The organism is Deinococcus betulae, from assembly GCF_020166395.1.
Taxonomy (GTDB): domain Bacteria; phylum Deinococcota; class Deinococci; order Deinococcales; family Deinococcaceae; genus Deinococcus; species Deinococcus betulae.
Genome location: NZ_JAIQXU010000004.1, coordinates 81,558 through 94,818 on the forward strand (window position 1 = coordinate 81,558; position 13,261 = coordinate 94,818).

Here is a 13,261-nt window from a genome sequence, read left to right on the forward strand (position 1 = left end):
CTGGTGCCTCTCAGCTCCACTCGTAGGCCTCGCTCAGCCTCCGCACGGCGGGCGAATAGAGCCAGGGACCAATCGCGTCGGACCGTTCAAACCCGTGATCGGTCAGGGTCAGGCCCTCATCGGTGCGCTCGGCATAGCCCCCTTCGACCAGCTCAGCCAACCCTGGAAAGTCTTGCCCAGCGTCAGTGCCAAACGCGGCTTGGTACGCCGCAAACGACAGACCCTGACGGTGCAGGAGCGATTGCAGCAGATAGCGCCGCCGCTGCTCGTCCGGGGACAAGCGGATGCCGTAGGTGGCGTGGGCAAAGTCGGTGTTCTGGCGCCCCACGTAGTTGTGTAGAATCTCGCGCACGCCGCGTGCCCCCACGGCGTATTCGCTGGAGTAATGCAGCCCGCGCGTGTACGAGCGGGCGCCGCAGCCCAGGCCCACCATGCCGTCCAACTGGCAGGTGTATTCCGGCTCTGGGGCCAGCGGCAGCCCAGCCTTCTGAAAGCGGCGCATGGAGGTCTGCTGATACCCGTGGGCGCGTAGGTAGTCGCGGCCCAGGCGGTACAGTTCCAGCCGCTCGTCGTCCCAGGTGCGGCCCAGGCGGCCGATGCCGGTGAGCGGCCGCACGTACAGCGGGTAGAGAAACAGTTCTTCGGGCGACCAGCGCAGCGCTTCTTGCAGCGAGTACAGCCAGGTCTCCGGCGTCTGGTGGGCCAGACCGTAAATCAGGTCCAGATTGAGTACAGGCAGGCCCGCTGCGCGGATGTTCTCCAGCGCCTCCTGCACCTGCGCCGTCCGCTGAGCACGGCCCACACTGCGCACCTCGGCCTCAATAAAACTCTGAATGCCGATGCTGACCCGGCTCACGCCCCGCTCGGCCAGTACCGCCAGGCGCTCGGGGGTGGCCGTAGCAGGCGAGGTCTCCACGCTGGTGGGCAGCGCCGATGGCTGGGCACCGAAGTTCCCCGCGAGCAGATCGAACACCCGTTCCAGCTCGGGCGCCGACAGGTAAGTGGGCGTGCCCCCACCCAGCGCGATCCGCGAGAACTGCGCATCGTCACCCAGCGCTTCGCGGACCACGCGGGCCTGTCGGGTCACGGCGTCCAGGTAAGCGTCTTCCAGGGCCGGCGGCGCCCCGACCGTCGTGAACAGGTTGCAAAAGCCGCAGCGCATCTCGCAAAACGGCACATGCAGATACAGATAGAGGCTGCGGCGGTCCTCTGCCGCCCAGGCCTCGCGCAGCTCCACTGGCGGGTCCAGGGGCCGGTAAGCCGTCTTGTGCGGGTAGCCGTAGGTATAGGCCTGATAGGGGCCGCCGCGCAGCGCTTCCGGCAGGGGGGCGGGCCGGGTCATGCGGCGCCTGGCAAAACAAATTCAGCGTAGGGCACGGTCCAGACTAGCGGGTGGGCCAGGCGATGACCGTGATAGCCGTCCTCGCCAAAACAGGTGCCGTGGTCGGCACACACGATCATCAGGGTATCTCCTCGGGCGCGCAGGGCCGCCAGCAGGGGGGGCAGCGCCGCGTCTACGCTGCGCAGGGCGGCGCGCTGGGTGGCGGGGCTATCGCGCCGCTCGCCGGGCAGATAGAAGTGGGTGGGCGTATGGGTGGCTGCCATATTCAGCAGCAGGAAGACGCGCCCAGACAGCGCGGCCAGCCGCTGAGTAGCCAAGTCAATTTGCACCCGTGCCGAATCAGGATTCTTCACCCCACTGGCAGGCGACCAGTACGCCTCCTGAAAGAGGGCCGGCAGGGCGCTCCCCAGGGCCGTGCGGCTGTTGAAAAAACCCACGCCACCGACGCAGACCGTATGGTAGCCCCGCGCCGCCAGCGCGGCTGGCAGCGTGGCTTCTTCAAAGGTGAAGGTGCGCCCCGAGGTACTGGCGCTGCCCTCAAACTGCGCGGCAAATAAGCGGGGATGGCGCCCAGGCCGCGCGGGGGTCGGCAGAAATCCGGCCAGAAATGCCTGATGTGCGGCGTAGGTAAAGCTGCCGGGCGTGTGCCGCTGCTCCCACTGCCCACCGGGCAGCAGCGGCGCCAGCGTCGGCAGTTCGCCGGCTGCTAATGCCGCCTGGGCCACGTCGTAGCGCAGGCTGTCCAGGGTCAGCAGGACCACGTCGCAGGCAGGAATCAGGGCGCGGGCGTTCAGCATCGGGCCACCGCCTGCACCGGCTCGGCCGTTTCTTCCAGCGCGCGCAATTGGGCGCCGTAGGTGTCCAGACCATTCACCCGCACGCCCCGGTGATAGTCGCCGAAGGCGTTGACCTCCAGCACCGCCACGCGGCGAAACCCAGGGGTCAGCAGCACGTCCACCCCGCCGTACAGGGCGCCGGGAAAGGCGGCCAGTGCGTGTTCGGCCACCTGGCCAATCTGTGCCCAGCGCGCCGGTCCTACGGCGGCCTTCAGGGCCTCCAGGTCGCCGCGCTCATTGCCCAGATGGAGGTTGGTGATGGGCCCGGCGGCCGAACGCACCAGGGTGTGCTGCGCCCGCCCGCCGATCACCACCATCCGCAAGTCCACCGTGCGCCCCTGGAAACTGGCCTTGGGCAGCCAGCGTTCTACGTGCAGGCGGTGGGGGGCCAAGGCATCCAGCAGGGCGTGGACCTCCGGCCCCCCCTCGTAGCGCACCAGGCGGCGGGAATTGTAGGGCCGCCCGTCCACCAGCCGCACGGTGGTCATGGCCGAGACCCGCGGCCCCTGCCACTGCAGCGCCACTGCCCCGGACGCGCTGGACCCGTAGGTCAGTTTGACGAACACCCGCGACCAGCCGCGCGCCGTGGCGGCGGCTATCAGTTCTTCGGCCGAATGGACTTCCGGAAGGGCCTCGGGCACCGGGACCCCGGCCGCGTGCAGGCGGGCGTGGGTCGCGGCCTTGTCGAACATGGTCAGGATGTGATCCCTTCGCTGCATCCGGCGGTGTGGCGGGGCCTGGGCCAGAGCGGCGTCCACCTCGGCCAGGTAACGGCTGAATCCGGCGTACCAGGCGCGCATGGGCGCCAGCTCGCCGCCGGCCAGGTCGCCGGGGACGCCGCCCCCCAGCCGAATTAACGCTTCCTCGGTGGCGATCTCTTCGCCGGTAGAGTCCAGCCGCACTACGCTGCCGGGCCGCACCAGCGAGGCCAGGTCTACGGCGCCGCGCAGCACGTCCAGCGGCGCCACCACCCGCGCGGGTGGGCGGCCCTGTTCGGCCAGCGACGCCTGAAACGCCCGCACGCGGCGGCTCTCCGGCGGCGCAATCAGCAGCAGGTCGGCCGTCATTCGCCCAGAGCCACAAACCGCCAGTCGTCGTCGGGATCTCCGGCCTCGTCGGCGTCCACCTGGGGGCCCAACGCTTCCAGGCGCGCCACGGTGTCCGGCGTACAGAAATGATGCCGAATGACAAGGTGCGGCAACCGCGCGACCCGTTCGCTGCCCAGGAGAGCGGCGGCGCCCTCATCCGACAGGGTGCCGAGCGAGAGGTCCAGGGTATCCAGACCGTCCAGCACCGGAGCGCCGGCCAGCACCTGCGCGAGTTGGTCCTGAAATTCACTGTTTTTCAGCCCCAGATAGCGCAGGTGCGGCAAGAGGGTGCCGCCCAGTAATGGGCTCAGGTCATCGGCGCTGCCGGTGGCGCCGTAATTGACGGCCCCGAAATACAGTTCCAGGTGGTGCAGCGCGGGCAGCCGCGCGCCCATTACCTCACGGATGACCTCGCCCGGTAAGCCCCCAGACTGCAGAATGAGCAGTTGCAACTCGGGCAAGTCCAGCTGGCCGAGGCTGAGGTTGTTGCCACCGCGCACTCCCAGGTGCGTCAGGCCCTGATAGGCCGCCAGCAGCGGCGAGAGGTCGCCCTGCTCAATCCACGAAATCTCGTTCTCCTCGGCGGTAATGTCACCGAAGAACAGCACGCGCAGCGCAGGCAGACGGTCGCGCGCCGTGACCAGCGCCTCCACGACTGCGGTGGGCGGCTCGTTGTTGCCCTGACCGTCCCACCAACCGACCACCAGCCCTGGGGTCGCCTCCACGCCCGGCAGGGTCAGGAAGATGCGGAAGCGTTCGGGCCAGGAGTCCTCATCGTCCCAGTCCAGAGCGATGCGGGCCACCGAGGTCGCCGGGTCGGGCAGCGGGTCGCCCGGCACCCAGGAGACCACGTCAAAGTCACCAAAGCGGGTCAGGTGATCGTAAATCGCCACAGTTATTCTCCCAGCGCCACGTAGCGCCAGTCATCCTCTGCGTCCTGCGGGTCCGAGACATCCAGTTCCACGCCCTGCTGCTCGGCCCAGGCGATCAGCTGGTCCCGCACCTCATCGGACAGCCAGTTGAAAGCCAGGTCCAGCTTTTTCAGGTGGCCCAGCGCGGGATTGTCCAGCAGGGCGCGGCCGCCCTCGTCGGTCAGCACGCCCATCGAGAGGTCCAGCACCTCCAGCCGCTGCGTGACCGGCGCCGCCACCAGCAACTGAGCAATCTGGTCCTGATGGTCGCTGTTTTTCAGCCCCAGATAGGTCAGCCGGGAAAACCGGGTGCCGTCCAGAATGGGGGTCAGGTCGTCGGCGCTGTTCGTCGCGCCGTAGTCCTCGGTGCCCAGATACAGCTCCAGGTGACGCAGCGCTGGCAGGTCGGCGGTCATCACCTGCCGCACCAGTTCGGCGCTCAAGCCACCCGCCTCTACTGTTAGGGTGTCCAGCGCAGACAGAGAGAGGGCGGGCAATTCCAGATTATTGCCGCCCCGGATGCCCAGGTGGGTCAGGCCCGGAAACGCCATGACCAGCGGCGAGAGGTCCGTATTGTTAATCCACGACACCTCGTGTTCCTCGGCCGAGATGTCGTTGAGGTACAGCACCCGCAGCTCTGGAAAACGGGGCGCGGCGGCCCGCAGCGCCTTGACCCAGACCTCATTCGGGTCCTCATCTATCAGGGTGTCCACGCCCCAGTACCCGACCACCAGGCCCTGAATCTGCTCTACGCCAGGCTGCGCCAGGAAGGCGGCCAGCAACTCTGACCAGGCGTGCTCGCCGTCAAAGTCGGTGCTGATGCGGTGGATCACGCGCTGTGGGTCGCCCAGGGCGTCCCCTGGCTGCCACTGCACGATGTCGTAGCCGGCAAAGCTTTCGAGGTTGCCATACGAGGAGGCCATGCCCCGTAGCTTATACGTCTGCTGGTGGGGCTGCCTCTGGACCTGACCCCAGTTGATAGAGGGCGAGACCAGTAAGCTTCGCCCCTTGCTGAACCCTACTTCTCTAGCGGTTCAGATACAGCTGAAAGTCGTAGATTTCCTGGGCCTGGGCGCGCACGATGTCACGGGCCAGTTTCAGAACGGCGGGCGAGCGCGAGGTGGTCAGGGCGCCGGTGGCCATCGTCACGGCGCTGGCGTGATGGCCCACCATGCCCTGCACGAACACGCGGTCGCGGCTGACACCCGCAGCAGCTTTCAGGCGGCCCAGCATAGACGCCATCTCGGCGGTCATGCGGGCAGCGGCAGCCGTGTCGCGGCCTCCAGCCAGCAGCGTGTTCATCTGACGAATCTCCCGCTCCTGGGCTTTAAGAATAGTCTGCGCCCAGCCTTTGACTTGGGCGTTCTTGGTGGTCGCCAGCACCAGCTTGCTCATCTGGACGGCCGCAACGTGGTGGGCCACCATGCCGCTCAGGAAGGTGCGGTCGGAGCTGGGAGCCGTCATAGCGCCGTGGGCACTATGGTCGGTCTGGGCCAGGGCACTACCACACAGCAGCAGGGCTAGCATCGGGCGAATCGGGATAGTCATAGGGTCTCCTGGGGACGAGGTTGGGTGAGGACAGGGACGGCCGCGGCTGGCTGGGGCCGCAGGGCCGGCTGTACACGGCGCAGGCGCAGGGCGTTGCTGAGCACGAAGACACTGCTCAGGCCCATCGCAGCGGCGGCCAGCACTGGGCTAAGCTGCCAGCCGAAGACGGGAGACAGCGCCCCGGCCGCCACCGGAATGAGCAAGACGTTGTAGGCAAAGGCCCAGAACAGTCCCAGGCGGATGTTGCGCAGGGTCGCGCGGCTGAGGGTGACGGCCGCCGGCACGCCGCGCAGGTCGCCGCCCATCAAAATTATGTCGGCGGTCTCGACAGCCACATCGGTGCCGGTGCCGATGGCCACACCGACATCCGCCTGGGCCAGCGCGGGGGCGTCATTGATGCCGTCGCCCACAAAGACCACGCGGCGCCCGCCCGCCTGCAAAGCCTGCACCACCGTCTGCTTTTCACCTGGCAGGACCTCGGCGCGCACCTGGGCAATCCCCAGTTGCCGGGCCACCGCCTGCGCGGCGCCTTCATGATCGCCCGTGACCATCACGACCTCCAGCCCCTGGGCCTGCAGGGCGCGCACGGCCTCGGCGCTGCCGGGCTTGAGGGGGTCAGCTACACCCAGCAGCCCACGGAGCTGACCGTCCACAGCGGCGTAGACGGGAGTGCGGCCCAGCTCGGCCAGGCGCAGAGCCGCCTCGGCCAGCGGCTCTGCGTCCACGCCAGCCTGTGCCATCAGCCGCGCGTTGCCCACCTGAACCTGTTGCCCTGCCACGCGCGCGTCCAGGCCAAAACCAGGGCGGGCCTGGACTCCCTCGGCCAGGGGCAGCGTCAGGCCACGGTCCTGCGCCGCCGCCACGATGGCGCGGGCCAGCGGGTGTTCACTGGCCGTTTCGGCAGCGGCCACCAGGGCCAGCAGGGCCTGCTCGTCCACGCCATCCACTGTCAGCAGGTCGGTCAGGTGAGGACGCCCCAAGGTGATGGTGCCGGTCTTGTCCAGCGCGACCACCTGGGCGGCTTGCAGACCTTCTAACGCGGCGCCACTGCGAAACAGCACCCCCAACTCGGCGGCGCGGCCAGTGCCCACCATGACACTGGTGGGCGTGGCCAGCCCCATCGCGCAGGGGCAGGCGATAATCAGCACCGCCACCGTGTTCACCAGCGCCTGTCCTAGGGCTCCGGGCCCACCGAAGGCCAGCCAGGCCGCGAACGTCAGCGCAGCGATAGCCAGCACCACGGGCACGAACACCACCACAATGCGGTCGGCGAGCGCCTGCACGGGGGGCTTGGTGGCCTGCGCCCGCTCGACCAGCGCCATGATCTGGGCCAGTGCGGTGTCTCCCCCCACCTTCGTTGCGCGCATGTGCAGCGCGCCGTGCCCGTTCAGGGTCCCGCCAGTCAGGACTGCCCCTGACGTTTTCTCGACGGGCACGCTCTCGCCGGTCAGCATGGACTCATCCACGAACGACTGTCCAGAGACGACCTCGCCGTCCACCGGAATCTTATCGCCGGGGCGCACCAGCAACAGGTCGCCGGCGCGCACCTCCTCTACCGGCACATCCACGCCCTGCCTGGCGCGCAGCACATGCGCCGTTTTGGGCTGAAGCTGCAATAGGGCCCGCATGGCAGCGCTGCTGCGGCCCTTGGCAATGGCCTCAAACAGTTTGCCCAACAGAATCAGGGTGATGACCACCGCCGACGCTTCAAAGTAAACATGCGCTGTGCCGGCAGGAAATAAGCCAGGGGCCACCGTGACCAGGGCGGAATACAGGAAGGCCGCCCCGGTGCCCAGCATCACCAGCGTATTCATATCCGGCGAGCGGTGCCGCAGCGCCTGCACACCCAACCGCAGGAAACGGCGGCCAGGGCCAAACTGCACCGGGGCCGCCAGCGCCAGCATGACCCAGTTCAGGTCACGCTCATTGACCAGCCCGGTTAGCCACATATGCACCGGCATGAACAGCATGGGCACCATCGCCAGCAGGAACAGAGGCACGGCGAAGGCGGCACTGAGAATCACATCTCGGCGCAGACGCGCCACCTCCTGGGCACGGGGGTCGGCAGCAGTCTGGGTAGGCGCCGGCTGCGGGGTCTCATATCCGGCACTTTGGACGGCGGCGCGCAGTTCGGCGGCCCCGACCACAGCGGGCAGGTAGCGCACCTGGGCGCGTTCAGTCGCCAGGTTCACGCTGGCGCCCAGAACACCGGGGGTCCGGGTCAAAGCACGCTCCACCCTCCCCACGCAGTTGGCACACGTCATGCCGCCCACAGCAAAGTCAGCAGTCTCGACCTGCGGTTCGTACCCGGCGTCCTGCACCCGTGCCAGCAGGGCCGCTGCATCCACCTGGGTAGGGTCGTAGGTGACGGTGGCCCGTTCGGTGGCCAGATTGACGGCGGCACTCTGCACGCCGGGCGTCCTCGTCAGGGTGCGCTCCACCCGGCCCACGCAGTTGGCGCAGGTCATCCCGCTCAGCCCAAATTCCAACGTGGCGCTCACTTTGCCTCCCTTGCCCTAAAGAGCAATCCCCCCCAGGGGGATAAGAGGAGACTACCTCCTTCCAACTTCTTTGACAAGGTGAATGTACGTTCATTGGAGACACCTTTCCAAGTATCCCCCCCAGGGGGCTCCAACCAAAGTTGAGCTGTCTGGGAGTGTCTGCCACCGAGTGCGGAACGAACCCCCTCGTCAAGGCGCCAGACTTCGCGCGGGTCAAGGTTTGCCCTGAGCTGTACAGAATGTTCAGCGAATGAGTGACGCCGTGCATCGCAGTAGAGGCACAATGCGTGCCTCCTGAATTGTTTTGGTATTTTGTTCAGGATTTTCTTGACAATATGCAGATCTTCCAGTTAACTGAGCAGCAGAAGGCGGGCCCCGCTGCAAGACGTCATTCAGATTCGTGACGACTGGTCTAGGGCATTAGATTGGCCGACCTTCGTACCTAATTTTCCAAAGCAGTTCTTTCAGGCGGTGCGCTGTACTGCCGACCGCCGTGCTCAACGAGAGGTGCCCTCATGGAATGGTTTGCTGGCCTGAATGTGCTGAGCTTGGAATCGCGCCGCAGTGAAGAAATCGACGCCCTGATTCGCCAGTACGGCGGCGCGCCGCAGGTCGCTCCCAGCATGCGCGAGGCGAAGCTGGACCTGAGTGCTCCTCTAGCACAGTTTGGACGCGACCTGGCCGCTGGCGACATTCACGCCGTGGTCTGCCTGACCGGCGTGGGCACCCGCGTGTTCCTGAAAGAACTCACCGCCCAGGCCCCTGAGCACCTAGACGCGCTGAGGGAGGTGCCGCTGGTGGCCAGCACAGGCCGGGCCGCCCAGAGCCTGCTTTCGTTTGGGCTCTCCAGCGTGCCTGTGGCCCGGCCCGGCAGCTGGCACGAGGTCACGGAGCACCTGCTGAGCACCCTGACCCGTGGGCAGCACGCCGCTGTGCTGGAATACGGCGAGAGCCTGCCACCTGCCCTGCGGCGCGAACTGGGGCACGCCGGCCTCCGGGTCACCTCGGTGCCGGTCTACCGCTGCGCCTTTCCGCAGGACACTGGCCCGCTGGCCCGCGCGGTGCGCGACGTGGTGCTGGGCGGCCCTGACCTGCTGCTGCTGTCCAGCGGCACGCAACTGCTGCATTTTCTCAAGTATGCCGAGAAGATGAATCTGCTGGAAGAAACCCGCGCGGGCCTGCGCCGCCTGGTCACGGTCAGTATTGGGCCTGCGTGCAGCGAGGCCGCCGCTGACCTGGGCCTGCACATTGATCTGGAGGCCGACCCCCACAAGATGACCATGCTGGTGCGTCTGGCGGCTCAGCATGGACCGGCACTGCTGGCGCAGCGGCTGGGCCGCGCCGGCTAAGGGCCGATGTTGGGGCTGCGGTCAGCCGCTAATGCTTGAACTGACCCTGTCCATGCGCCCGCGTCCTCCAGCAGTGAGACCAGACCCATCCACCTCTTTGGCCAAATTTGACCGAGCAGCACGCAGAATGAACCCGCCGACAATCCCGTTCTCAGGTCACAGAACTGCTCTAGGCTAAGCTCCTGATGATGACTGACGCCTGTTTGACCTGGCCCCCCGCTCCGTGTCCGCCGCTGCGCGCTGGGGGCCGGCCATGAGCGGCGGCCTGGTGGCGCTGCTGGACGATGTGGCCGCCGTTGCGCGCCTGGCGGCCGCCTCTATTGACGACATCGGCGCCGCCGCCGCCAAAGCCGGGGTTAAGGCCGTGGGCGTCGTGGTGGACGACACTGCCGTGACCCCCCGCTACGTCACCGGCTTCCGGCCCGAGCGCGAGTTGCCCATTATCTGGCGCATCGCGCGCGGTTCTCTACGCAACAAGGTGCTATTCATCCTGCCGGTGGCGCTGCTGCTCAGCCAGTTTCTGCCGGGGGCCATCACGCCGCTCCTGATGCTCGGCGGCGCGTACCTGTGCTTTGAAGGCGCCGAGAAACTGGTTGAAGCCTTTGGCGGGCACCACGAAACCGAGGCCCAGACCGAAGCCAAGCTCAGCAGCGAGGCCCACGAGCAGCAGATGGTGGCCGGCGCCATCCGCACAGACTTTATTCTGTCGGCCGAAATCATGGCCATTTCGCTGGCCGAGGTGGCGAGCGAGCCGTTTGCCCTACGCGCCGTCATTCTGGTGGTGGTGGCCCTGCTGATTACCGCGCTGGTGTACGGCGTGGTGGGCCTGATCGTCAAGATGGATGACTTTGGCCTGCGGCTGGCCCAGAGCGGCTCGGGCGCGGCCCAGGCGCTGGGGCGCGGACTGGTGCGCGGCATGCCAGTGGTACTGGGCGCGCTGTCGGTGATCGGCACGGCGGCCATGCTGTGGGTGGGCGGCCATATCGTGGTAGACGGCCTGGACAAATTTGGTTTTGGCGCGCCTGCACACTTTATTCATGACCTGGCGGTGTCGGCCGGGCACGCCGTCCCCTTCGCCGAAGGCGTCGTCGAGTGGCTGGTCGAAACCATCGGGTCGGGTCTGGTGGGCCTGCTGATTGGTGGGGTTATCGTGGCCCTCCTGCACCTGCGTCCCGGCAAGAAAGCCGCCCACTGATGGCCGCCCTCCCTGCTTTTCTGCCCCTCACACCCCGGTTTCACCCACGGGTCTGGGGCGGCACGCGCCTGGCCCCCGTCAGCCCAGACGGCACCCCCATAGGCGAGGCCTGGCTGGCCGATGGGCAAAGTGTGGTGGCCAGTGGTCCCCAGGCTGGGCAGACCGTGCAGGCGCTGATGACCGCTGAGCCTCATGCCCTCCTGGGCCAATCCAATGCGCGTGAAACCTTTCCTCTGCTGATCAAGCTGCTGGACTGCCAGGACTGGCTGAGTGTGCAGGTTCACCCCAACGACGACGAGGCCCGCGCCCTGGTGGGCCCAGGTGAACGCGGCAAGACCGAAGCCTGGCATGTGCTGGAGGTGGAACAGGAAGGCGCTCTGCTGGCAGGTGTCACGGCTGGAACCACCCCAGAGGCGCTGGCGGGGGCCATCCGGGAAGGCAGCGTGCTGACCTGCTGCGAGCGGCACCACCCAGCGCCCGGCGACACGCTGCTGATTCCGGCTGGGACGCTGCACGCACTGGGCCCAGGGCTCCTGATCTACGAGGTGCAGCAGGCGTCAGATACGACCTACCGCGTCTACGACTGGGACCGCCCAGCCAGCGCGGGGCGCACCCTGCACATAGAAGAATCGGTGCGGGTCACGAAACCAGAAGCGCAAGCACAGTGGACGCCAGCCTCAATATCGGATGGCGTGGGTGAACTCACGGCCTGCGAGTTCTTTACCTTACGCGGGGTAACGGGTGACAGCACGCTGACCCTGGGCGGCCGATGTGCTCTGGTGACGGCGGTAGAGGGTGAGGTGACCCTGACTGCTGGTACAGAAACACTCACCCTGACCTCCTACGACACAGCGCTAATTCCGGCCGCCACAGGTGACGTGCAGGTAACAGGCAGCGGGCGGGTGCTGGTCGCACAGGAGGGGCCGCAGGACTGACCGGGGAAGCGCCCCTTTCCTCAGCCGGTATGGGTTGAAAAGGTCTGAAAGAGCAGCGGTGCGGAGTGAACGGCCTAATGACCTTTCGGGGCTGGAGCTGTGACAGATGGTTTCCGTCGAGAGATGCCGCCCACAACGCTCACACACTCCGAAATGCAAACCTTTGTTCACGCCCGGCACCCGCTTTGCTGCTACGCAGCTCTCCGAGGACGCGCGGGGCGACCCGTTTGGGCACAAGATTCAATAGGGCGTTGTCTCAGCCCTAGGTTCAGCGCAAACTGTCTTGCCCATCAAACAAAACACTGCGCCTGCTCTGCCCAGCAATCAACCAGCAGGTGACCGACCAGTTTCTTGCTGGCCATGGCTGGGGTCATGCCCGCCCGGCGGTGCCTGAGTCACCAGCCAGGCCGTGACCCCCAGGGCCGCCAGCAGCAGCAGGCTTTCGCGCGCCAGGTGCGGACGCACCCCGTCCGCATTCGCACGACGCCCGAAGGCCCGGCGCACAAGCACGGCCATTCCCAGGGCCAGGGCCACCAGCACCAGCTTGAGAAGCAGGGCTTGCCCATAGCCCGTGCCGGGCCACTGTGCGGCCAGCGGCAGGTGGGTCCGGGCCATCAGGAAGCCGGTGGCGGCCAGCACGGCCACGCAGGTCAGCGCCACCGGGGTAAAACGCCGCGCCAGAGCCCAGGACGGGCGACCCAGCAGGGTCAGCACCCCGCCCAGCCAGACACTCATGGCGCCGGCGTGCAGCGCGTGTTCGGCGCGGGTCCAGGCGCCGTGGCCCGAGCCGTGGCCTACCCCGGCCGCGCCCCACAAGGTCACCGCTGCGCCCAGCAGCAGCCCCAGCCAGGGCCAGCGCCCCGATTCGGCGGCCAGCAGCAGGGCGGCGCCCATCAGGCCAGTGAGCATGGCGCGGCCAGTGCCAGTGCCAGTCAGGTACGCTTGCACATCTGCCGGGGCAGTGAACCCCAACGCCCCCAGGGTCAGGGCCACCTGAAGGCCCCAGCCCAGCAGCAGCAGCGCGCCGCCCGCCAGGGGCCAGCGCAGACGCGGAAAGCCCGGTGTCCAGACCCGCCGGGCCAGGACGCCGCCCAGCAGCAGCACCAACCCGGCATACACCGCCCCCGTGGCGACAGACAGCATGCTTACTTCACGCGGAAGGTGCTCAGGCCCGTCACTGGATGTCCGTCCTCTGAGAGCAGTTTCCAGGCCACCACATAGAGGCCGGGCTTCAGACCAGGCTTCAGGGGCACGCTGACCTGCGCGGCCAGCCCCGTGGTTTTGTGTGCCCGGCTGGCCAGCGCGGCCGACTCGGCGCCCTGGCTCAGGGCCTTCTGGGCGGCCACCTGTGCGGTCTGCCCGGTCGGCAGCGCCATCACCCGCAGGGTGCTAAAGCGCAGCTCAATGGGTTCACTAAAGGTCAGGCGCACGGCCTGAGGCGCGGCCACCGTGGCCCCCTGGGCAGGGCTGACAGCCGTGACAGCCGTATGGGCCAGGGACACGCCCCCCAGGGCGAACATCAGGCTCAAAAACAGGTGTTTCATGGAACTTCACCT

12 protein-coding genes are annotated in these 13,261 nt (G+C 67.3%); 3 read left to right on the top strand and 9 right to left on the bottom strand.

Annotated features, from left to right (window positions below; translation table 11 throughout):
• Positions 1-10: 10 nt before the first annotated feature.
• The 7 genes from K7W42_RS04835 to K7W42_RS04865 form a co-directional block, all read right to left on the bottom strand.
• A complete protein-coding gene (locus K7W42_RS04835; RefSeq protein ID WP_224572756.1) occupies positions 11-1,342 on the bottom strand; it encodes an STM4012 family radical SAM protein in 1,332 nt (443 codons plus the stop codon).
• On the bottom strand, positions 1,339-2,139 hold the full coding sequence (locus tag K7W42_RS04840; RefSeq protein ID WP_224572757.1) for an STM4013/SEN3800 family hydrolase: 801 nt from the start codon (positions 2,137-2,139) through the stop codon (positions 1,339-1,341). Before K7W42_RS04840 ends, K7W42_RS04835 begins: the two co-directional genes overlap by 4 nt.
• Positions 2,133-3,245: an STM4014 family protein gene (locus K7W42_RS04845; RefSeq protein ID WP_224572758.1), complete on the bottom strand. Its 1,113-nt coding sequence runs from the start codon at positions 3,243-3,245 to the stop codon at positions 2,133-2,135. The genes K7W42_RS04840 and K7W42_RS04845 overlap by 7 nt, the downstream gene beginning before the upstream one ends.
• A complete protein-coding gene (locus K7W42_RS04850) occupies positions 3,242-4,159 on the bottom strand; it encodes an STM4015 family protein (RefSeq protein WP_224572759.1) in 918 nt (305 codons plus the stop codon). The genes K7W42_RS04845 and K7W42_RS04850 overlap by 4 nt, the downstream gene beginning before the upstream one ends.
• Positions 4,160-4,161: 2 nt before the next feature.
• On the bottom strand, positions 4,162-5,100 hold the full coding sequence (locus tag K7W42_RS04855; protein ID WP_224572760.1) for an STM4015 family protein: 939 nt from the start codon (positions 5,098-5,100) through the stop codon (positions 4,162-4,164).
• Positions 5,101-5,203: 103 nt separating this feature from the next.
• On the bottom strand, positions 5,204-5,725 hold the full coding sequence (locus K7W42_RS04860; protein WP_224572762.1) for a DUF305 domain-containing protein: 522 nt from the start codon (positions 5,723-5,725) through the stop codon (positions 5,204-5,206).
• On the bottom strand, positions 5,722-8,226 hold the full coding sequence (locus tag K7W42_RS04865; RefSeq protein WP_224572765.1) for a heavy metal translocating P-type ATPase: 2,505 nt from the start codon (positions 8,224-8,226) through the stop codon (positions 5,722-5,724). The genes K7W42_RS04860 and K7W42_RS04865 overlap by 4 nt, the downstream gene beginning before the upstream one ends.
• Before the next feature lie 515 nt (positions 8,227-8,741).
• On the opposite strand from K7W42_RS04865, the gene K7W42_RS04870 reads away from it, so the two are divergent.
• The 3 genes from K7W42_RS04870 to K7W42_RS04880 all read left to right on the top strand — a co-directional run bounded on the left by K7W42_RS04870 (position 8,742) and on the right by K7W42_RS04880 (position 11,705).
• Complete coding sequence (locus K7W42_RS04870; RefSeq protein ID WP_224572767.1) at positions 8,742-9,575, top strand: uroporphyrinogen-III synthase; 834 nt, start codon at positions 8,742-8,744, stop codon at positions 9,573-9,575.
• A gap of 253 nt (positions 9,576-9,828) precedes the next feature.
• On the top strand, positions 9,829-10,770 hold the full coding sequence (locus K7W42_RS04875) for a DUF808 domain-containing protein (RefSeq protein WP_157458409.1): 942 nt from the start codon (positions 9,829-9,831) through the stop codon (positions 10,768-10,770).
• Positions 10,770-11,705, top strand: coding sequence for a type I phosphomannose isomerase catalytic subunit (locus K7W42_RS04880; RefSeq protein WP_224572769.1), 936 nt, complete (start codon positions 10,770-10,772; stop codon positions 11,703-11,705). The genes K7W42_RS04875 and K7W42_RS04880 overlap by 1 nt, the downstream gene beginning before the upstream one ends.
• 324 nt (positions 11,706-12,029) lie before the next feature.
• Here the strand turns inward: K7W42_RS04880 and K7W42_RS04885 are convergent, their stop codons facing one another.
• On the bottom strand, positions 12,030-12,848 hold the full coding sequence (locus K7W42_RS04885) for a CopD family protein (protein ID WP_224572771.1): 819 nt from the start codon (positions 12,846-12,848) through the stop codon (positions 12,030-12,032).
• 2 nt (positions 12,849-12,850) lie between these two features.
• Positions 12,851-13,249, bottom strand: coding sequence for a copper resistance CopC family protein (locus K7W42_RS04890; RefSeq protein WP_224572773.1), 399 nt, complete (start codon positions 13,247-13,249; stop codon positions 12,851-12,853).
• Between the last annotated feature and the right edge of the window lie 12 nt (positions 13,250-13,261).

What these genes read in the sequence shown, in the direction of transcription:
- K7W42_RS04885 (WP_224572771.1), bottom strand. Translation starts at nt 12,848, where the DNA reads ATGCTGTCTGTCGCCACGGGGGCGGTGTATGCCGGGTTGGTGCTGCTG.
- K7W42_RS04835 (WP_224572756.1), bottom strand. Translation starts at nt 1,342, where the DNA reads ATGACCCGGCCCGCCCCCCTGCCGGAAGCGCTGCGCGGCGGCCCCTAT.
- K7W42_RS04890 (WP_224572773.1), bottom strand. Translation starts at nt 13,249, where the DNA reads ATGAAACACCTGTTTTTGAGCCTGATGTTCGCCCTGGGGGGCGTGTCC.
- K7W42_RS04855 (WP_224572760.1), bottom strand. Translation starts at nt 5,100, where the DNA reads ATGGCCTCCTCGTATGGCAACCTCGAAAGCTTTGCCGGCTACGACATC.
- K7W42_RS04860 (WP_224572762.1), bottom strand. Translation starts at nt 5,725, where the DNA reads ATGACTATCCCGATTCGCCCGATGCTAGCCCTGCTGCTGTGTGGTAGT.
- K7W42_RS04875 (WP_157458409.1), top strand. Translation starts at nt 9,829, where the DNA reads ATGAGCGGCGGCCTGGTGGCGCTGCTGGACGATGTGGCCGCCGTTGCG.
- K7W42_RS04870 (WP_224572767.1), top strand. Translation starts at nt 8,742, where the DNA reads ATGGAATGGTTTGCTGGCCTGAATGTGCTGAGCTTGGAATCGCGCCGC.
- K7W42_RS04845 (WP_224572758.1), bottom strand. Translation starts at nt 3,245, where the DNA reads ATGACGGCCGACCTGCTGCTGATTGCGCCGCCGGAGAGCCGCCGCGTG.
- K7W42_RS04840 (WP_224572757.1), bottom strand. Translation starts at nt 2,139, where the DNA reads ATGCTGAACGCCCGCGCCCTGATTCCTGCCTGCGACGTGGTCCTGCTG.
- K7W42_RS04880 (WP_224572769.1), top strand. Translation starts at nt 10,770, where the DNA reads ATGGCCGCCCTCCCTGCTTTTCTGCCCCTCACACCCCGGTTTCACCCA.